Here is a 17,740-nt window from a genome sequence, read left to right on the forward strand (position 1 = left end):
GGCGGAGAGCACACACGGCCGGGGGACGGCGCGGGGTGCGACGGCGGCTGCCGGCGCATCGGAGTTTTCTGCTCCCCCGGGAGTACGAGGGGAAAACAATGCGCAAGATAGGCACGATCGCGGTTGCACTGGTGGCGACTACCGGCGCCCTCGGGGGAACGGCCCAGGCCGCCGGCCACGAGGACACCACTCGCCGCCCTGTCGTAGACGTCACCCAGCAGACGGACGGCCTGACCGCCCGGCTCCAGATCGCGCTGGACCGCCAGGCCGACGGCTCCCCGCCCAGCCTGACCGAAGCCCAGCGCCGCGAACTCGCAACCATCGGCGCCGAGAACGAAGGCGGTGTCGGCCTCGCCGCCGCCAAGGCCAAGGGCCCCGCGACCCTGCGCTGCGACAAGAACCCGCACTGGAGCGACGCCAAGGGCCGCCTGGACATGCGCTTCAACTGCCACCACAACACCATCAACTGGGGCTACCGGATCTCCGCCAAGCTGCGGTCCGTCATCACCGGAGCGGTCGCCGAACGGGGCGCGTCGTGGTGGAAGAACGGCAAGCACATGCCGAAGAATGCGCCGCACACGGTGGGCAAGAGCTACCACTTCCACGGCACCTTCAAGCCGGTCAAGCACGGCAACCACGTCCAGTCTCAGGACCATATGAAGTTCCGTGTCAACGTCGGCGGCCAGACCGGCACCGGCACCCTGACCTGGACCAGCAACGTCAAGACGAAGAAGTAGCAACCATGTCTCTCTCACACAATCTGGTTCACAGCTGGGCCGAGACGATCCTTGCCCAGCTCGGGGCGCCGGCCGAACACACCCTCACCGTCACCGGCCCAGGATTCGCCGCCGACGCCGGGACAGGGACGTCCCTGGGCGCAGCAGACGCCGCCTCGGAGGAGGGGTTCAACTCCTCGCTGTCCATCGCCTTGGACGGTGGCCAGGACCGCAGCGGCTTCGGTGACGATGTCGCCGGGTTGCTGGTCACACTCGCCTTCGCCGACGGCTCCGCCGTTTCCGTGCACTTCGAGGAGCCGATGGCTGAGGCCGACGCCGTGACCCTACTGGCCGACCAGTTGCAGGACGCGGTACTGGAGGAGACCGGCGGCGCACCCAATCCGCCCTGCCCCGGCCACGGCCACCCGGCGGTGGCCCGCACCGTGGACGGCGTTGCCAGCTGGACCTGCCCCTCCGGCGGCCCGTCCTGGGCCATTCTCCCCGCCTCCTGACCACACTGCACCCGTGTCCCCAGCCCAGGGCTGGGGACACGGCCCCGCCAGAAGCCGATCACCTCGTCTATCGGCCGCAGATCACGCCTCGGAGATTGCCGCGACCAGTTCGACCTCGACGGCAGCGCCGAGGGGAAGGGCCGCGACGCCGATCGCGCTGCGGGCGTGCACGCCGGCGTCGCCGAACACCGCACCGAGCAGCTCGCTGGCGCCGTTGCCCACCTTGCCCTGCTCCTCGTATCCCGGGGCGGAGGCGACAAAGATGACGACCTTGAGGATTTGCGCTACTTGCGAGAGGTTGTCAACGTTTTCCCTCACCGCGGCAATGGCGTTCAAGGCTGCCTGCCGGGCGGCTTCCGTAGCCTGTTCTGTGGTGACGTCGGTGCCGACGACGCCTCGTGCGACGAGCTTTCCGTCGCGGACGGGGAGCTGTCCCGAGACCCAGATCTGGGAGCCGTGCCGCACTGCTGGTGCGTACGCGGCGAAGGGCGCAACCATCTCCGGGATCTTCAGGCCCTGCTCGGCCAGACGCTGTTCTGGTGTCGTCATCACTTCCCCTTGTTGGCTGTTTCGGTGTTATCGGCGCCGCGGGATCGCGTGCCGCCGGGCGATCGGAGTTCCGCTGGTGCCCTTCCGGACCGGCCTGCCGTAACTGTTCCAGCACCGCCTGTGCGGTCGGCAAAGCCCGTTCGGGTCAATGACGTGCAGGTGAGACGGACATGGAGTGATGGAATACGTTGGCTGGGTCCCACTTGCCCTTGATGCTCTGTAGCCGCTTGTAGTTGTCGCGGTAGTAGATCTGCTGCCAGGGCGTGCCGGAGCGGTTGCGCTGCGGGTCGGTCAGGTCCTTGTCGGGATAGTTGATGTAGCAGCCTTCATAGTGATCACCGGGCACGGGGGCCCCGCCGGTGTCCTTGAAGAAGGTCTCGTAGAAGTCACGTGCCCACTGCAGTCCGGCGCGGTCACCGGTCTCCTCAGCCCAGAAGCCCTGGAAGAGCATTTTGAATATGGAGGAGCGTTGGGAGTTGGCGGTGGCGTCCGAGGAGGCGTGGTTGACCTGGCCGCCGAAGGAGAACAGTACGACCATGCTGTCGGCGTTCCAGTAGTCCTTGCTGGTCAGGTAGCGGTACAAGGCGGCGGCATGGTGGTCGATGAATGCCTTCTTCATGTACGCGGACTTGTGGGCTCCCCGCAGGTTCGGGTGGGTGATAGTGGGGTTGTTGGTACCGATCAGCTTGGTGGCGGTGAGCCATGGCATGCGCTGCGCCGAGGACAAGTGCGGCATTGCTGCCAGGTCACCGGACGGCTTGGTCATGGCCTTCGGGCTCAGCCCTGTGCCGGCGGTGATGGCTTGCAGGTACTGGGTGAGGAGTTTTTCTGCGTCAGGGACCGAGGCGTCCACCTGGGTGAAGAGGTCCAGGGATCCGTGTGCCTTGTGACAGACATTGAACACGGAACTCAAGGCGGTGTATGGGGAGTTCGATGAGCTGTTGGCCTCGTGCCAGGAGCTGTAGTTCTTCATCAGCCGGGTGAATTCCCGCTCGCTGAGGTCCGCCCAGGGGAAGGAGAGGGCGCTGACCAGCATCTGGGAGGGCGGCTGCACCAGTTGCTCGGAGGGCTCGGTTCCGTGGGCCTGGGGGGAACGGAACCAGTAGCGCGTCACCAGGCCGAAGTTTCCCCCGCCGCCACCGGTGTGCGCCCACCACAGGTCGTGGTGGGGGTCGTGCGGGTCTCTGGTAGCGATGACCGTCTTGACCTGGTGGTGTTCGTCGGCGACCACCACCTCCACGGCGTAGAGGTGGTCCACGACCAGGCCGTGGGCCCGGGAGAGCAGGCCGTATCCGCCTCCGAGTACGTGACCGCCGGCGCCGACGCTGTAGCACATGCCGCCGGGGATGGTGACTCCCCATCCCTTGTAGAGGGTCTCGTAGACATTCAGCAGCCGGGCGCCGGGTTCCACGGCGAAGGCCTTACGGCCTTCGTCGTAGGTCACGCCGGTCATCTCCGAGAAGTCGAGCACCACCTCGACGTCGGGGTTGCACACCAGGTCGGCGAAGCAGTGCCCGCCGCTGCGGACGGATATGCGCTTGCCTTCCTTGAGCGCGTCGCGAAGGGCCTGCTCGGCGTCGACGCTGGATCGGATCATCTTGAAGTAGTCCGGCCGGGCGACGAAGCGTTGGTTGTTGCCGGTGGTCAGCAGGGTGTACCGGGGATCGTCCGGGCCGATCTTGGCACCGGCGGTGTGCTGTGCCGGCGGTGCGGTGCCCCCCTGGCGTCTGGGGGCGGCGACCGCCGGCTGGCCTATGAGGCCGGCTCCTGCGGTTCCTGCGGCGACCGCTGTGGTGCGAGCGATCATCGTCCGGCGGTTCACGGCGCTCATCGTGTTACCTCGTGCTCGATGTGTGGGGTCTGAGTGCCGTCCTCGGGCGGGCCGGTGGGCGGGTTCGGCCGGGATGCCGGGCCCAGCCAGTCGGTGAGGGCGCGCCGGAGCGAGGCTGTGTGCACCTGATCTTGGGCGGCCCAGGCGAGGTAGCCGTCCGGTCGGCACAGGGCCGCTGTCCATCCCAGGGGGTCGGGGCAGCCGACGCGCACGGTCCGCAGTCGACTCCCCCAGTCCCGCGCGATGTCCTCGACGGCGGCGTCGGTGTCCTGCGCGAGCAGCAGCAGGGGGACGGCGTCCTGCAGAAGGTCGGCGGTGGTCCGTGGGCCGCGGCTGGTGTCGAAGCGGTGGTTGGCCAGGAAGCTGCCGGTCAGGGCGGTGGTGTCCGGCTGGGGATAGGCGATGACCTGGCCGCTGATTTCCTCGGCGACGCTCCGGTTGACTTCCGGGAGGTGGAACAGTTCGGTGACGTAGGAGCGCAGTGCGGCGTGTGCTGGGCCGGGATGCATGAGGTTGGCTTGTGCTCTGGTGTTGTTGATGACGGTCTGGGCGACCGGTCGGCGTTCGTGGGTGTAGGTGTCCAGGAGCCGCGGGTCGGCTTCACCGCGGGCCACGAGGGCGAGTTTCCAGCCCAGGTTGAAGGCGTCCTGCAGGCCTGTGTTGAGGCCCTGCCCACCGAGCGGGGCGTGCACGTGGGCCGCGTCGCCGGCCAGCAGCACGCGGCGCGATCGGTAGGTGTCAGCCAGGCGGGTGAAGTCACTGAAACGTGAGAGGTATGTTGCCTGGTCCATCGGCAGGACCCGGTCCAGGACGCGCTCTGCGGTCTGCTGCAGTTCCTGGAGCGTGACCGGCTGTTGCCGGAGGGGAAAGGGGCGGGTGAAGTCGTGCGTGAGCACTCTGCTGGGGCCGTGGGGGTGGACGTTGATCAACGTCCACCCTTCGGGTCCCTGCGTCCAACCACCGGGGGCCGCGGCGGGGTCGAGCAGGCGCACGCGGCCGATGAGCCCGCTGAAGGTGGGCTCGGTCGTCGTCGCGCCGATGCCGGCCTGCTCGCGGACGGTGCTGCGGGCTCCGTCGCATCCCACGACGTAGTCGGCTTCCAGCGTGCGGGCCTCGCCGCCCTCCCCCTCGACCTGCGCCTCCACCCGGTCGCGGCGCTGGACCAGGCCGGCCAGGCGGGTGCGCCGCCGCACCTGGGCGCCCAACTTCCGCGCCCTGGCCTCGAAGGTCTCTTCCAGCGCCTGTTGGGACTGGCCCAAGATGGGCGGCCCTTCCGCGGTGGGGGTTGCGATCTCAAGGATCGGCAGGCCGCCGAAATGGAAACCGCTGCGCTGCCAGACGTCCAGGCGTCCGGGCTGGGGCATGCGGAGGTAGCCACGGCGCAGCAGTGACTGCACGCTGCGGGCGTGCAGGGTGCCCGCGCGCGGGGTGTCCAGCACGTGAGCGTGCTGTTCGATGACGATGGTCTCCACGTTCTGCAGCGCCAGTTCGCAGGCCAGCAGCATTCCCACCGGGCCGCCACCGACGACGAGCACGGTCGTGCGCTCGTTGCGCCCTATGGGCATGGGTCCTCCCTGATGGCTATGGCGCCGGGCGACGCCCGGGCCGCCCCGACGGTGGTGAAGGGGCGGCCCGGGACACGCCCGCGGTGCCTGGCGGTCTTTTAGGCGTCGAAGCTGGCGAAGTAGCCGGCGGCCATGTCCTTGTCGCCGTGGCCCTGGGCCGAGGCGCGCTGGAAGCGCTGGTGGCCGGCTTCGACGGTGTCCATGCGGACGCCGGTGCGCTGTGCTGCCTCCAGGACCAGTCGGGCGTCCTTCTCGGCGTTGTCCACGGAGAAGCTCGTGGTGTAGTCGCCGGAGAGGATGGCGGCGGACTTGCCCTGGAAGTAGCCGTTGTCCATCGGCCCGCCGGTGACGACGTCGACGAAGTGCTGCGGGTCCACCCCCAGCTGCTTGGCCAGCGCCAGGGCCTCGCCCACGCCGTGGGTCAGCGCGACCACCCAGGTGTTGAGGACGAGCTTGAGGCGGCTGGCCGCGCCGGTGGTGCCGTCCTCGCCGACCCACAGGGTGCGCGAGCCGATGGCGTCGAAGATCGGCTGCACGGTGGGGCGTACCTGCTGCGGGCCGGCGGCCATGATGACGAGCTTGGCCAGCTCGGCCGGCTGGCGGGTGCCCTGCACGGGGGCGTCGACGAAGACCAGGCCGGTCTTGGCGGCGTAGGCGGCGAGCTCATCGACGGCCTCGCCGACGGTGCTGACCTGGACCCAGATGGTGCCCTCGGCCAGGTTCGGCGCGGCAGCCTGGAGGGCTTCCAGGACCCGGGGGCCGTCGTTGAGGACGGTCAGCACCACATCGGCGCCCTTGACGGCCTCGGCGGGAGTGGCGGCGGCGTGGACGCCGTCGGCGGTCAGTGCCTCGGCCTTGCCGGCGGTGCGGTTCCACGCCCGAACGGTGAAGCCGTTCTTGCTGAGGTTGCGGGCCACGGGCGCTCCGATGATGCCGGTGCCCAGCACCGCGATGGTCGGCTGCGTGGTGGTCATGGGTCCACTCCTTGTGGTTCGAAAATTTTCGTACCGCGTCAGCCTATGCATCTCGCGGCTATGCTGACAACGGTTCTAAACGATCTCTTTACGAAAGGCCTGGCATGCCCATCCAGCTGTCGCACCCCGAGTTGGACGCGGTCGAACTGGACGCGGTGTACGCGGCGTTGGCCGACCGGCACCGGCGCCGCGTGGTGGTCCAGCTGGCCGCCGAGCCCGAGCGGGAGATGGCCTGTTCCTCCCTGGAAGTGCCGGGGGCGAAGTCGACGCGCTCCTACCACTGGAAGGTGTTGCGGGAGGCGGGTCTGATCATCCAGCGCAGCACCGGAACCGGCATGCTCCTACAGCTGCGGGGGGAATTCGAGGAGCGCTTCCCCGGCCTGCTGGACAACCTGCTGCAGCTCGAGCGGGAGCGGCCGCGCTCCGGGACGAGCTGAAGGTTTTCGCTGCTTCAGGAGGCCCGGGAGGACGCAAGGACATTTGCGCCGCCCGAGGTCTGTGACGCACGCGTCGCCTGGCGGTGCAACATCCCGGAGACAGCCGCCGTCAGCAGTCCTGCCACGGCCAGCAGGGCGCCGGCCCAGGCGGGAGCGGTGTAGCCCAGGCCGGCACTGATGACGCTGCCGCCGAGCCACGGGCCGATGGTGTTTCCGACGTTGAAGGCCGAGGTGTTGGTGGTGGTGGTGGCCAGCGTCGGGGCATCCCCGGCCTCGCGCATCACCTGCGCCTGCAGGGCGGGATTGATGGAGAACGCCGCCACACCGAAGACCGCGATCGTCACCACGGTGGCGGTCCGGCTGTGCGCAGTGAGGGTCAGCAGGGCCAGGACGAGCGCCATGGCGCCGATGCCGACGTAGAGGTTGGGCAGCAGATAGCGGTCGGCGAACTTGCCGCCCACGATGCTGCCGGCGAAGCAGCCGATGCCGAAGAGGACCAGCAGCAGCGGCACGGCCCCCTCGGGGAAACCGCTGACGTCGGTGAACAGGGGCGAGAGGTAGCTGAAGCAGCAGAAGATCGCCGCCTGGGTCAGCATGGAGGTGGCCAGTGCCACCCAGACCCGCGGGTTGCGGAACGCGGCGAACTCCGCCCGGACTCCGACGTAGGGCCCGTTGGGGCGGCGCGGCACGAGGAAGGTGACGCCGAGCAGGGCCAGGACGGCCAGGGCGTCCACCACCCAGAAGCTCGCCCGCCATCCCGCGTGCTGGCTGAGGAAGGTCCCGGCGGGGACGCCGAAGACGTTGGCCACGGTCAGGCCGGCGAACATGATGGCCAGGGCCTGTCCCCGCCGCTGCGGGCCAGCAAGGTCCACGGCTACCACCGAGCCGATGCCGAAGAAGGCCCCCTGCGCCAGAGCGGCGATCACCCGGCCCGTCATCAGCACTCCGTAGCCCGACGCCAGCGCCCCCATGGTCTGCCCCAGGACGAACAACAGCAGCAGACCGACCAGGGAGGTCTTGCGGTTGATGCGCAGGGTGGCAACCGTCAGCACCGGGCCGCCGACGACCACGCCCAACGCGTAGCCGGAGATCAGCAGACCCACGGTCGGAATGGACACCGACAGGTCCCGGGCCAGGTCCGGCAGCAGCCCGGAGATCATGAACTCGGTCGTCCCGATGCAGAACACGGTCAGACCGAGGATGTACACGGCGATGGGCATCGCTGCTCCTTGCCTCGCATTTGAATGAACGTTACAGAATCAGGTCAAACGGAAACGACCGACGGGGTCGTCGGTCGTCCACCGCGACGGGGCACTCAGAGAGACTGCAGGATCTTCTCGACAATGCCGGTCAGAGCCTGACGGTCGGCCACTTTGCCCAGCACGCGCAAGCCGTACATGGAGCTGAGCAGGTACTGCGCCAGCTGCCGGGCGTCCTGCGCCTTGTCGATCTCCCCGCCGCGTTGCGCCCGCTGGATGGCCTCATGCAGCGCCTCCTCCATCCGCGCGAAGATGTACTGCACGAGGCCGGTGACTTCCTCATCCCGCCCGGCCAGCTCCATCGCGGAGTTCACCGCTAGGCAGCCGCGATGTTCGGGCAGGGGAGCCGACTCCTCCTCCACCACAGTCATCAAGACCGTCCGGATGCGGTCCCGGATTGGCTCGTCCCCCTCCAGTACTTCCACCTGGCGCGAGGTCCACACGGTGTCATACCGGCGCAGGACGGCTTCGAACAGGCCGTGCTTGCTCTGGAAGGTGTTGTACAGGCTGCCACGCCCCAGCCCCGTACCGTCCACCAGGTCCTGGGCCGAGGTGGCGGTGTACCCCTTCTCCCAAAAGACGGTCATGGCCGCGTCGAGCGCGTGATGAAGGTCGAAACCTCTTGGGCGAGACATGATCGGAGCATAGCAGTTCTGGAATCAACATTAAAAAATTCGTCAGGAAGGGTTCCCTTCAAGATCGTCGTTGTGCTTGTCTCTTCCGTGGTCGATGCGACGCCGACACCCCGGGACGCCAACCCGGATGTCAGTGCACCGCTCTGAGCCGGAGGTTCCTACGCCTCCCGGCGCCGGCGCCGCCCCTCCCGAGCCCCCCGACAGATGTCCGGCGCGGGCAACGGGAGAGAGGTCTGACATCGCAGACCTCCTATTCGATTACTTATGGGGGATACCTTGGCAACCACACAGTCCGCCGCGCCTATACATGCACACGGCACGCTTCGCGAGAGGGATGTCTGCCTCCCCGGCCTGCTCGAACAGCAGGTACGTGTGCAGCCCGACGCCGTGGCGGTCACCTGTGAGGACCAGCACCTCACCTACCGAGAGCTCGCAGAGGCCAGTCGACAACTGGCCGGCTACTTGCGGCAGCTGGGCGTGGGCATCGACGACTGCGTCGGCCTGTACGTCGAGCCGTCCTTGGAACTGATGGTCGGCGCCTGGGGCGTCCTGAGCGCCGGGGCCGCCTATCTGCCGCTGTCTCCGGAGTACCCCGAGGACCGGCTGCGCTACATGATCGAGGACAGCCGTACGCGCGTCCTCATCACCCAGGACCACCTGCGGGGCCGGCTGGCCGACCTCGCACCGCGCGGCGTGCGCATCCTCACTCCGGCCGACATCCAGGGGTTCACCGGCGCCGGTCCGATCGGCCCCCGGCCGGAGTCCCTGGCGTATGTCATCTACACCTCTGGCAGCACCGGCAAGCCCAAGGGCGTGATGGTCGAGCACCGCAGCATCACCTCCCAGATGCGCTGGATGCAGGCCTTCGGCCATCTGGGGACGCATGTGACGGTGCTGCAGAAGACGCCGATGAGCTTCGATGCGGCGCAATGGGAGATCCTGGCCCCCGCCACCGGCGCCCGGGTCGTCATCGGAGCACCAGGCGTCTACCGCGACCCCGAAGCCCTGATCGCCACCATCAACAGGCACCAGGTGACCACGCTGCAGGGCGTACCCACCTTGCTCCAGGCCCTGCTGGACACCGAGACATTCCACAGCTGCACCACGCTCAAGCGCGTCTTCTCCGGTGGCGAAGCACTCTCGCAGCGGCTCGCACGGGCACTGCTGGACGAGCTCCCAGGGGCCTCCCTGGTCAACCTGTACGGGCCCACGGAGTGCACCATCAACGCCACCGCCAACCTGGTCGACCCGGACCAGCTCACCGAAGGTGCCGGTACGGTGCCCATCGGCGTCCCGGTGGACAACACCCAGTGCTTCGTCCTGGATGAGACGCTGGCGCCGGTGGACATCGGGGAGACCGGTGAGCTCTACATCGGCGGTGTGCAGCTGGCCCGCGGCTACCTGCAGCGGCCGGAACTGACGCAGGACCGTTTCATCACCTCGCCGTTCGTCCCGACCGAGCGACTCTACAAGACCGGGGATTTGGCGTACTGGAATCCCGACGGCACCCTCACCTGCGTCGGCCGGGCGGACAACCAGGTCAAACTGCGCGGCTACCGCGTGGAGCTGGACGAAATCGCCCTGGCCATCGAGGAGCACACCTGGGTGCGGCGCGCGGCGGCGGTGGTCACCGACGACGCGCGGACGGGCTTCCAGAGCCTGGTGGCCTGCATCGAGCTGGACCCCAAGGAAGCCGCCTTGATGGACCAGGGCAACCATGGCGGCCACCATCAGTCCAAGGCGAGCAAGCTGCAGGTGAAGGCGCAGCTGTCCAATCCCGGCCTGCGAAGCGCCAAGGAGGTGCACGGCCGGCCGGTGGTGGGGCTGCCAGGCGGACGGGCGACCGAACGGCAGCGCCGGGAGACCTTCGCCCGCAAGACCTACCGCTTCTATGAGGGCGGCACGGTGAGCCGGGAGGACGTGCGGGCGCTGCTGGCCCCACGGCCGGCCGAGGCGCGCTCCCGTGGTCTTGAGGAACTGACGTTCGCGGAACTGGGCGAGGTGCTGCGGTGGTTCGGGCAGTTCCACAGTGACGAGCGACTCCTGCCGAAGTACGCCTACGCCTCCCCCCGGTGCGCTCTACGCCACACAGATGTACTTGGAGACCAGCGGGCTGAACGGTCTCCCCGCGGGCGTGTACTACTACCACCCTCTCGATCACAGCCTGGTGCGGATCGCCGAGCCGGCGGAACCTTCCCATGCTTCGCTGCGCGTGCACTTCGTCGGCAAGCGACAGGCCATCGAGCCGGTCTACACGAACAACATCCAAGAAGTCCTGGAGTTCGAGGCCGGACACATGGTGGGCGTGTTCGAAGAGGTGCTGCCCGAGTACGGCCTCACGATCCGGCCCGAGGCGTATCGCCCCTCCGTCAAGGACCGTCTCGATGTCGCCGCTGAGGACTACTACCTGGGCACATTCACCATCGACCGCCATGACGGTCTTCCCCGGCAGGACTGCACCGAGGTCTATGTGCAGGCACATCCCGGGCGGGTGGACGGCCTACCGGCCGGGCAGTACCGCTACGCGGACGGACAGCTGGAGCGCATCTCGGAGGCGCTGGTACAGCGCAAGCACGTGATCGCCATCAACCAGCACGTGTATGACCGGGCGGCTTTCGGTGTCACCGTGGTCAGCCGGTCAAAGCAGCCGTGGCTGGAGTACATCAGCATGGGCACCAAGCTGCATCACCTGCAGCGCAATGGCCTTGCGCTTGGTTTCATGTCCGCCGGCTACAGCTCCAAGACCGGCAACCCGCTGCCGGCTGCGCGGCGCATCGATGACATTTTGACCTCGTGCGGGACAGAGCCGGGCCCCTCCTACTTCTTCCTCGGCGGGAAGGTGAGTGCGGAGCAGGTCCGCAGCGAGGGGATGCACGAGGATGCCGTCCACATGAAGGGGCCGGCGGAGATCGTCAAGGACGAACTGGCGCACTCTCTGCCGGACTACATGATCCCCAACCGAGTTCTGGTCCTTGACCGCCTGCCACTGACCGCGAACGGCAAGGTCGATGTAAAGGCTCTTGCCGCCTCGCAGGAGGTGCGCGTCGCCGGCAGCGGCACGGTGTACGTGGCGCCCGGCACCCGGCATGAGCGGTGGCTCGCCGAGACCTGGGGCAGGCTGCTGAAGTACGACGAGGTCTCGGTGGAGGACGACTTCTTCGCCGCCGGCGGGAACTCGCTGACCGCCGTCGCCCTCATCAACAAGATCAATAAGGAGTTCGGCACGCGGCTGCCGCTGCAGATCGTCTTCGAGCGCCCCAAGCTGGCCGATCTGGCAGCCCGGCTGGAGAGCGACTCCACCGAACCGGTCTCACGTCTGGCGCTTCCGACACCAACCCGGCGCAATGCGTGCAGGGCGGAGGGCAAGTGACGTGGTACTCGCACCCAGCCAAGCCATTGTTCAAAATCCCGTATTGCGCTGGCGGCGAATACGACGGCCAGATCGTCAGGGGACGGTGAGCGTCTTCTCGCGGTGACGGTTGTCGGCGACGGGCGCAATAGAGCCGTTGCCGACAACCGTCTCTCCAGCACCATGACGGAAGAGTTCGACCTCTCCCGAAGCCGGGGTGGCCCGGCCCCAGTAGATGTCCCACCCGGGAATGAACCTCCACCAGCGCAGCAGGTCCATGCCGTACGAACGAATGGTCGCTCCCGTCCTGCCGCTGGCCTGACGTTCCGCGAAGAACGCTCCTACAGGCCCGACCACCAAGCCATGCTGGTCGAGGAGCTGACTAGGCCGTGTCTGCTAATTCGGTTGTCTGGTCAGCGGTCTGCCCAGCCCGGTGCCCACCCGTCGTGCGGGGCTCGCGGGCCTGCGGTGCGCAGATGCTCGCGTAGCGCGGTCAGCACGGGGTGCTGGTCTCCGCTGCGGAACAGCAGCACGTGCGGGTAGACCGGGGTCGGGTGGTGCAACGGGATACGCCGTAGGTCGTGGGTCTGGGTCCACAGGTACCGATCTCCGCTGCCGACGAGGGTGGCCAGCGAGGCCGAGTCGGCCAGCGCATCCATCAGGGCCTCGTCACCGAAGTTGGGGCCGAGCGCGTCGACGCTCAGGTCGAAGGCCTCGGAAAGCGCCTGATAGAACGCCGCCCACTCCGTGCCCGGCCTGATCCCGGGGATCCAGATGCGGTGGCTGGCCAGGTCCGCGGGACTGACCCAGGGCGCGCCGGCCAGCGGGTGGCCGGGACCGACCAGGAGCTCCAGGGGTGCGTCCAGGAGTCGTTCGGCGCTGATCCCGTCCGGGACCTGATCTGCCGGCAGGGCACGGAAGGACGCGTCGACGGTCCCTTCGAGCACCGCTTGGGCGGCCTGGGCGGCGTTCTCCGTGCTCAGCGTGACCGCGTCGAGGTCCACCTCGGGGTGCAAGCGGTAAAACCGGTAGACGGCCTGGGCCGGGGAGATTCGCCGATTGAGGACATCGACGCGCAAGGGCCGGCTGCCGGGGCGCACGGCCTGCTCAGCTAGCGCGATGGCCGCCAGGACCTTCTTGGCGTGCGGCAGGAAGACCTGCCCGTCCAGGCTCAGCCGAGAGCCTCGGGAGGTCCGCACCAGCAGCGTGGCCTCGATGCGCCGCTCCAGGGCTGCGATCCGCTTGGAGACCGCCTGCTGGCTGACTCCCAACTCGTCGGCCGCAGCCTGGAACTGGCCGCCCTCAGCGACGGCCACGAACGTCCGCAACGCCTCAACATCCACTCTTCACCTTACTTCGACAACCTTCGGTTGTGTCTGGTCTGGTCAGGGTTGTTTGATCGACTGTTCTGCGCGGTGGTGAGATCAGCGCATGTCTACCCGCACAGAGCAGGTCATGCATGTGGATACGTCTGAGTTCACGCGTCACGCGGAGCGGATCGTGGAAGTGACCGATGCGACGTCTCGACTGAACGTGCTTCCGTTCAGCGACAGCAAAGGCCGCGCGGAACTACTTTCAGTTGTGTTCGGTGGCCCGCTGCCGGAGTCGGTGACGATCTACCCGCCGTTCTTTACCGAGCACGGGCTGAACACGACGTTCGGGGAGAACGTCTTCGTCAACCAGGGATGCACCTTCATGGACAAGGGAGGCATCCGTATCGGGAACGGCGTCATGATCGCCCCGAAGGTCAGCCTCATCACCGGAGGCCATCCACTGCCCTTGGCCGAACGCCGCGAGTACCTCTCCTTCGCCCCGATCGTCATCGAGGACGACGTCTGGATCGGGACGGCTGCCGTGATCACGCAGGGAGTGACCATCGGTGCCGGTGCGGTGGTCGCTGCCGGTGCGGTGGTCACTCGTGATATCCCTGCCGACACCGTGGTCGCGGGAGTGCCCGCCCGGGTGATCAAGACGATCGACTGAGTCCGGCCGGGCTGCTGGCCCGGGTGCGCAGCACCTTTGCGGTCTGATGCTGATGCCTCGTCACGCCCGGCTTACCGACCGGCAGTGGGACCGCATCCAACCTCTGCTGCCCTCCAGTACCGGTCGTCGTGGCAGGCCGTGGGCCGATCACCGCCGCATTGTGGAGGCGATCGTCTACCGGTACCGCACCGGTATTCCTTGGCGAGACCTCCCAGCCAGGTTCGGCTCCTGGAAGACCGTGTGGGCCCGCCACCGCCGCTGGGCCGCTGACGGGACTTGGGATCGCGTGCTCGGCGTCCTGCTCGCCCGCGCGGACGACGGCGGGCTGATCGACTGGCGGGTGGCGGGTGGCGGGTGGCGGTGGACTCCACCATCACCCGGGCCCACCAGCACGCCACCAACACCCGCCGCCCCGAGAAGTGCCGGGCCGCAGCCCGAGGGCAGGGGTTCGACGCCCACCGAGAGCCCGCCGGGCACGCGATCGGCCGTTCCCGCGGCGGGCTGACCACGAAGATCCACCACGCCGTGGACGGTCAGGGCCGACCGCTGGCCGTCGTCGTGACGCCCGGGCAGGCGCACGACGGCCAGTCCCTGCCGTTGTTGCTGGGCGACCTGCGAGTCCCCAGGACCGGAGCAGGCCGCCCGCGCACGACCCCGACCATGCTGCTCGGGGACAAGGCCTACTCCTCCCGCGCGATCCGAGCGGTTCTCAAGGCCCGCGGGATCACTGCGGTCATTCCTGAACGGCGTGACCAGCAGGAGCACCGTCGCCGCCGCGGTTCAGCAGGCGGCCGTCCGTCGAAGTTCGACCCGGTGGCTTACAAGAACCGCAATATGGTCGAGCGGTCCTTCGCCCTGCTCAAGCAGTGGCGGGGCCTGGCTACGAGGTTCGACAAGCTCGCGATCGTCTACCGCTCGGCCGCAGTCCTCGCCGCAGTGCTGGTCTGGATTCGCATTTAACGGACACGCCTTAGGGCGTTTCTTTCGGATCGCCTCGGCGGCCGGATGAAGACGGGGGCGAGCCGGAGTCTGCCGAGGTGGATGGTGGACGCGGGGCATTCCTGTCAGGCCCCGCGCGCCCCCGCGGCTGGCGCCGGTGATGAACAGGGTCTTGCCGGTGAGCAGGCCGATGGGTGCGCTGTCCGCCGCGGCCGGCCACCGCAGAAACCGCCGCTGGCCCGGGGAGATCCGCGGCCGGTGCTACCAGGTGCGTGCGGTGCGGCGCAGGTCCTCAAAGCTCGCGCGCAGGTGGTGCTCGAGCGTGCGGTGCTCCGGGTCGGTCAGCCACCGGGCTGTGCCGAGTCGGTGCGCGGCGGCACAGACGGAGGCGGTCAGCGTTGCCGCCGGATCGGGCAGACCCCGCGCGCGCAGTGCGTCGGCGATCGCCTCGCCCAGGGCTGCTACTTTCGCGCGTTCGCGTTCCCGCAGGTCGGCATGTGCATCGAGGAGTTTCCTGCGGCGCTGTGCCGCCTCCCGGTGCCGGTCGAACCAGTCACTGCCGGCGGTGAAGGCCGCGAGGACCGCGTCGAGCGGGGACTGCTCCGGGGGTGCGGCGGCCACCGTTTCGCGGACCTCGGCGACGAACACGTCCTGACCGGGGAAGAGCACCTCGCGTTTGTCGGCGAAGTGGTTGTAGAAGGTGCGCTCGGTCAATCCGGCCCGCGTCGCGATCTCGGCGACTGTCGTGCGTTCGTAGCCGCGCTCGGTGAACAACTCGATCGCGGCTTCCTGGAGCCGTTCCTGCGTGCCGCCCGGCCATCGTCCCATGGCACGCAGCGTAGTGATTACAGAAACTGTAATCAACGTGTACGGTTATTTCAGAACCTGCAATCACTCTGGTGCTGCGGGACAGTACTCCGTCCCGGGTGGACGACGCGCCTCGCGGACCGGAATCGGACGGAGGAGTTCGTGATGGATGCTGCCGGACAACGGGTGGGAGTGTTCCTGGGAGGCCCGTTCGCGCAGGCACCCGGAATGACCAACCTCGTGGACCGGGCGGTGGGCCTCGCGCACGAGGTCGCCGGCGCGGGCGTGCACACCCTGTGGTTCGGGCAGGGGTCGGACTACGACGCGCCCCAACTCGCGGCGCTGGTGGGCCGGACGGAGACCCGGGTGCACGTCGGCACGTCGGTCGTGCCGATGCACCCTCGCCACCCGCTGCTGCTCGCGGCGGCGGCGAAGACGGCTCAGGCAGCCACCGCGGGGCGTTTCCGGCTCGGTGTCGGGCTCGGGGCACGCACCGTGCTCGAGCCGATGTTCGGCCTGGCGTACCCGCCGCAGATCCGGCACCTGCGCGAGTACCTCACCGCACTGCGCCCGTTGCTGGACGGCGACGACACCGTCTTCGAAGGGGAGACGCTGGCGTCCCGTCCGGTCGGCTCGACGGCTGTGGCCGGGGCCTCCCCGGCGATCCCCGTTCTGGTGGCGGCGATGGGGCCGCGGGCCCTCGCGGCTGCCGGCGAGTTGGCCGACGGAACGATTCCGTTCCTCGCCGGGCCGCGCACGCTCGCCGAACGGATCGTGCCGACCATCACCGAGGCCGCCGCCGCGGCCGGGCGGCCGGCCCCGCAGATCGTGGCCGGGGTGCCCGCGGTGGTCACCGACGATGCCGCAGCGGCCCGCGACCGGGTGTCGGCCGCCCTCAGTTTCTACGACAGCATCCCGTCCTACCGGAAGGTCATCGCCGCCGAGGGGTTGTCGCGCGCGGCGGACCTGCTGATCGCCGGCGACGAGGACACCGTCGTCGCCGGGTTGCGTCGCTATCTCGACGCCGGGGCCACCGAGGTCATGCTCACCCACACCGACCTCTTCGAGAGGGAAGAGCGCGTACGGACCTGGAGCGTCGCCCAGCGCCTGTGAGCCAGGGCCGGACCGGCTGCGGCTTCCTCTGCCATGACCGCGCCGGGCCTCGACGACCCGCTGCCGGACCGGTCACCATCAGCACGTCGCGGGGCCTGTCCCATGGGCGGTGCGGCCTTGCCGCTCTACGACAGGACCGCCACCGTCCACCTCGCTGCCCTCTCTCATCCGGTCGGCGAGGTGAACCGAAAGAACCCCCTAGTCCGCGCAGGTGAGCGACGGGCCGCGACTGCGGTGTCCGGGGCCGCGCTCCCTCTAGCGTGCGGGCATGGACTCCACCCCGATGCCGGAGCCGCTGCGCCACGCGGTTCACCAGCTCGTCTCCGAAGCGGTCTCCAACTGTCAGGAGGTGCTGCGGTACACCGAGCCCGACCAGGCGCACTCCTGGAAGCGGATGACGATGTACCGGGCCACGGACGCGGCCGACACCATGGACATGGCCGCGTTGCCGATCGCCGCGTACTGCCAGCGCATGGGCATGCCGGATGTGGCGCACCGATATCTGCAGACCGGCCGGCAGCACAACCGGGCCGCTGGGCCGCAGAAGGCGGACCACGCCGAGGTCGCCGGCCTCCTGGGCGAGCCTGCCCCCACCACCGACGACGCCGGGTCCCGACTGCAGTATGCACGGGGCCAGCACTACGCCGAGGACGCGCCGACCCCCGAGGACGCCCCGGAGCGGCTGCTGACCGAGGCGTGCCTGCACGGGCAGCGCGCCCGTCTGAGCGACGACGTCGACTCCCCGGACAGCTTCCTGCCACCCCGCATCGCGCAGACGGCCCGCAAGGTCGCCGACACTCTCGAAGTACCGCAGCCGGCCCCCGCAAAACACCACGGGCGCACCCTCGACGGCACCTGACGCGCTCCCCAGAAAGGGGCGCGGATCTGCGAGGCCCCGCACGACCGCGCCCACCTCCTGGGGACAGGTCTTCTGCATTCAGAGCGCGGCGTTCACGCGGCCTGCACGAACCTGCCAGGCCAGAGCGTCGCGGGTGGGGCTGAGTGACGACCGCGTGCGGCATAAGCGCAGTCCACCGTCCCGCCACAAGCCGCTGGGTGACGTCAAAAGAA

The 17,740-nt window shown here is 68.6% G+C and carries 16 protein-coding genes and 2 pseudogenes; 9 read left to right on the top strand and 9 right to left on the bottom strand.

Annotated elements, in window-relative coordinates; all coding sequences use genetic code 11:
- Nucleotides 1-98: 98 nt before the first annotated feature.
- Together ACIGQF_RS31440 and ACIGQF_RS31445 are read left to right on the top strand one after the other, a co-directional pair.
- Entirely contained in the window at nucleotides 99-737 is a 639-nt protein-coding gene (locus ACIGQF_RS31440) for a hypothetical protein (RefSeq protein ID WP_399717310.1), read from the top strand.
- A 5-nt stretch (nucleotides 738-742) separates the two neighbouring features.
- Nucleotides 743-1,228, top strand: a complete 486-nt coding sequence (locus ACIGQF_RS31445) for a hypothetical protein (RefSeq protein ID WP_399717313.1) — start codon at nucleotides 743-745, stop codon at nucleotides 1,226-1,228.
- 81 nt (nucleotides 1,229-1,309) lie between these two features.
- On the opposite strand, the gene ACIGQF_RS31450 is transcribed toward ACIGQF_RS31445, so the two are convergent.
- The 4 genes and pseudogenes from ACIGQF_RS31450 to ACIGQF_RS31465 all read right to left on the bottom strand — a co-directional run.
- The gene (locus ACIGQF_RS31450) at nucleotides 1,310-1,777 is read right to left on the bottom strand and encodes a RidA family protein (protein ID WP_399717315.1); all 468 of its coding nucleotides are present in this window, start codon (nucleotides 1,775-1,777) and stop codon (nucleotides 1,310-1,312) included.
- A gap of 145 nt (nucleotides 1,778-1,922) precedes the next feature.
- Nucleotides 1,923-3,608 (bottom strand): FAD-dependent oxidoreductase, encoded by a 1,686-nt coding sequence (locus ACIGQF_RS31455; protein ID WP_399717318.1) that lies wholly within the window; start codon nucleotides 3,606-3,608, stop codon nucleotides 1,923-1,925.
- Complete coding sequence (locus ACIGQF_RS31460) at nucleotides 3,605-5,173, bottom strand: FAD-dependent monooxygenase (RefSeq protein WP_399717321.1); 1,569 nt, start codon at nucleotides 5,171-5,173, stop codon at nucleotides 3,605-3,607. The genes ACIGQF_RS31455 and ACIGQF_RS31460 overlap by 4 nt, the downstream gene beginning before the upstream one ends.
- 98 nt (nucleotides 5,174-5,271) lie before the next feature.
- Nucleotides 5,272-6,201 (bottom strand): annotated as a pseudogene (locus ACIGQF_RS31465) (NAD(P)-dependent oxidoreductase); the annotation flags it as partial.
- A gap of 50 nt (nucleotides 6,202-6,251) precedes the next feature.
- Between ACIGQF_RS31465 and ACIGQF_RS31470 the strand changes: the two are divergent.
- On the top strand, nucleotides 6,252-6,584 hold the full coding sequence (locus ACIGQF_RS31470; protein WP_399717324.1) for an ArsR/SmtB family transcription factor: 333 nt from the start codon (nucleotides 6,252-6,254) through the stop codon (nucleotides 6,582-6,584).
- A gap of 14 nt (nucleotides 6,585-6,598) precedes the next feature.
- On the opposite strand, the gene ACIGQF_RS31475 is transcribed toward ACIGQF_RS31470, so the two are convergent.
- Both ACIGQF_RS31475 and ACIGQF_RS31480 read right to left on the bottom strand, forming a co-directional pair.
- Nucleotides 6,599-7,804 (bottom strand): Cmx/CmrA family chloramphenicol efflux MFS transporter, encoded by a 1,206-nt coding sequence (locus ACIGQF_RS31475; protein ID WP_399717326.1) that lies wholly within the window; start codon nucleotides 7,802-7,804, stop codon nucleotides 6,599-6,601.
- A gap of 95 nt (nucleotides 7,805-7,899) precedes the next feature.
- Nucleotides 7,900-8,478, bottom strand: a complete 579-nt coding sequence (locus tag ACIGQF_RS31480; protein WP_399717329.1) for a TetR/AcrR family transcriptional regulator — start codon at nucleotides 8,476-8,478, stop codon at nucleotides 7,900-7,902.
- 276 nt (nucleotides 8,479-8,754) lie between these two features.
- On the opposite strand from ACIGQF_RS31480, the gene ACIGQF_RS31485 reads away from it, so the two are divergent.
- Together ACIGQF_RS31485 and ACIGQF_RS31490 are read left to right on the top strand one after the other, a co-directional pair.
- Nucleotides 8,755-10,875, top strand: coding sequence for an amino acid adenylation domain-containing protein (locus ACIGQF_RS31485; RefSeq protein WP_399717332.1), 2,121 nt, complete (start codon nucleotides 8,755-8,757; stop codon nucleotides 10,873-10,875).
- Nucleotides 10,775-11,848: a phosphopantetheine-binding protein gene (locus ACIGQF_RS31490; protein WP_399717335.1), complete on the top strand. Its 1,074-nt coding sequence runs from the start codon at nucleotides 10,775-10,777 to the stop codon at nucleotides 11,846-11,848. Before ACIGQF_RS31485 ends, ACIGQF_RS31490 begins: the two co-directional genes overlap by 101 nt.
- 75 nt (nucleotides 11,849-11,923) lie before the next feature.
- Here ACIGQF_RS31490 and ACIGQF_RS31495 read toward each other — a convergent pair whose 3' ends face one another.
- The gene (locus tag ACIGQF_RS31495; RefSeq protein ID WP_399717337.1) at nucleotides 11,924-12,106 is read right to left on the bottom strand and encodes a hypothetical protein; all 183 of its coding nucleotides are present in this window, start codon (nucleotides 12,104-12,106) and stop codon (nucleotides 11,924-11,926) included.
- 134 nt (nucleotides 12,107-12,240) lie between these two features.
- The gene (locus ACIGQF_RS31500; protein WP_399717340.1) at nucleotides 12,241-13,170 is read right to left on the bottom strand and encodes a LysR family transcriptional regulator; all 930 of its coding nucleotides are present in this window, start codon (nucleotides 13,168-13,170) and stop codon (nucleotides 12,241-12,243) included.
- A 112-nt stretch (nucleotides 13,171-13,282) separates the two neighbouring features.
- Between ACIGQF_RS31500 and ACIGQF_RS31505 the strand changes: the two genes are divergently transcribed.
- A complete protein-coding gene (locus tag ACIGQF_RS31505) occupies nucleotides 13,283-13,810 on the top strand; it encodes a sugar O-acetyltransferase (protein ID WP_399717683.1) in 528 nt (175 codons plus the stop codon).
- A gap of 52 nt (nucleotides 13,811-13,862) precedes the next feature.
- Nucleotides 13,863-14,770, top strand: a pseudogene (locus ACIGQF_RS31510) (IS5 family transposase).
- Nucleotides 14,771-15,010: 240 nt separating this feature from the next.
- Here the strand turns inward: ACIGQF_RS31510 and ACIGQF_RS31515 are convergent.
- Nucleotides 15,011-15,577 carry a TetR/AcrR family transcriptional regulator gene (locus tag ACIGQF_RS31515; protein ID WP_052868646.1) on the bottom strand — a complete coding sequence of 189 codons (567 nt, stop codon included), beginning with the start codon at nucleotides 15,575-15,577 and terminating at the stop codon, nucleotides 15,011-15,013.
- A 144-nt stretch (nucleotides 15,578-15,721) separates the two neighbouring features.
- On the opposite strand from ACIGQF_RS31515, the gene ACIGQF_RS31520 reads away from it, so the two are divergent.
- Both ACIGQF_RS31520 and ACIGQF_RS31525 read left to right on the top strand, forming a co-directional pair.
- On the top strand, nucleotides 15,722-16,669 hold the full coding sequence (locus ACIGQF_RS31520; protein ID WP_399717343.1) for a TIGR03564 family F420-dependent LLM class oxidoreductase: 948 nt from the start codon (nucleotides 15,722-15,724) through the stop codon (nucleotides 16,667-16,669).
- A 268-nt stretch (nucleotides 16,670-16,937) separates the two neighbouring features.
- Entirely contained in the window at nucleotides 16,938-17,528 is a 591-nt protein-coding gene (locus tag ACIGQF_RS31525) for a hypothetical protein (protein WP_399717345.1), read from the top strand.
- Nucleotides 17,529-17,740 lie beyond the last annotated feature (212 nt).

The sequence above is a fragment of the Streptomyces sp. NPDC053560 genome (genome assembly GCF_044544605.1).
Classification (GTDB): Bacteria; Actinomycetota; Actinomycetes; order Streptomycetales; family Streptomycetaceae; genus Streptomyces.

Bases quoted from the DNA above. Each gene is read 5' to 3' on its own strand.
- ACIGQF_RS31440 (WP_399717310.1), top strand. From the start codon at position 99: ATGCGCAAGATAGGCACGATCGCGGTTGCACTGGTGGCGACTACCGGC.
- ACIGQF_RS31495 (WP_399717337.1), bottom strand. From the start codon at position 12,106: ATGGACCTGCTGCGCTGGTGGAGGTTCATTCCCGGGTGGGACATCTAC.
- ACIGQF_RS31505 (WP_399717683.1), top strand. From the start codon at position 13,283: ATGCATGTGGATACGTCTGAGTTCACGCGTCACGCGGAGCGGATCGTG.
- ACIGQF_RS31470 (WP_399717324.1), top strand. From the start codon at position 6,252: ATGCCCATCCAGCTGTCGCACCCCGAGTTGGACGCGGTCGAACTGGAC.
- ACIGQF_RS31445 (WP_399717313.1), top strand. From the start codon at position 743: ATGTCTCTCTCACACAATCTGGTTCACAGCTGGGCCGAGACGATCCTT.
- ACIGQF_RS31515 (WP_052868646.1), bottom strand. From the start codon at position 15,577: ATGGGACGATGGCCGGGCGGCACGCAGGAACGGCTCCAGGAAGCCGCG.
- ACIGQF_RS31460 (WP_399717321.1), bottom strand. From the start codon at position 5,173: ATGCCCATAGGGCGCAACGAGCGCACGACCGTGCTCGTCGTCGGTGGC.
- ACIGQF_RS31450 (WP_399717315.1), bottom strand. From the start codon at position 1,777: ATGACGACACCAGAACAGCGTCTGGCCGAGCAGGGCCTGAAGATCCCG.
- ACIGQF_RS31475 (WP_399717326.1), bottom strand. From the start codon at position 7,804: ATGCCCATCGCCGTGTACATCCTCGGTCTGACCGTGTTCTGCATCGGG.
- ACIGQF_RS31490 (WP_399717335.1), top strand. From the start codon at position 10,775: ATGGTGGGCGTGTTCGAAGAGGTGCTGCCCGAGTACGGCCTCACGATC.
- ACIGQF_RS31520 (WP_399717343.1), top strand. From the start codon at position 15,722: ATGGATGCTGCCGGACAACGGGTGGGAGTGTTCCTGGGAGGCCCGTTC.
- ACIGQF_RS31480 (WP_399717329.1), bottom strand. From the start codon at position 8,478: ATGTCTCGCCCAAGAGGTTTCGACCTTCATCACGCGCTCGACGCGGCC.
- ACIGQF_RS31455 (WP_399717318.1), bottom strand. From the start codon at position 3,608: ATGAGCGCCGTGAACCGCCGGACGATGATCGCTCGCACCACAGCGGTC.
- ACIGQF_RS31525 (WP_399717345.1), top strand. From the start codon at position 16,938: ATGGACTCCACCCCGATGCCGGAGCCGCTGCGCCACGCGGTTCACCAG.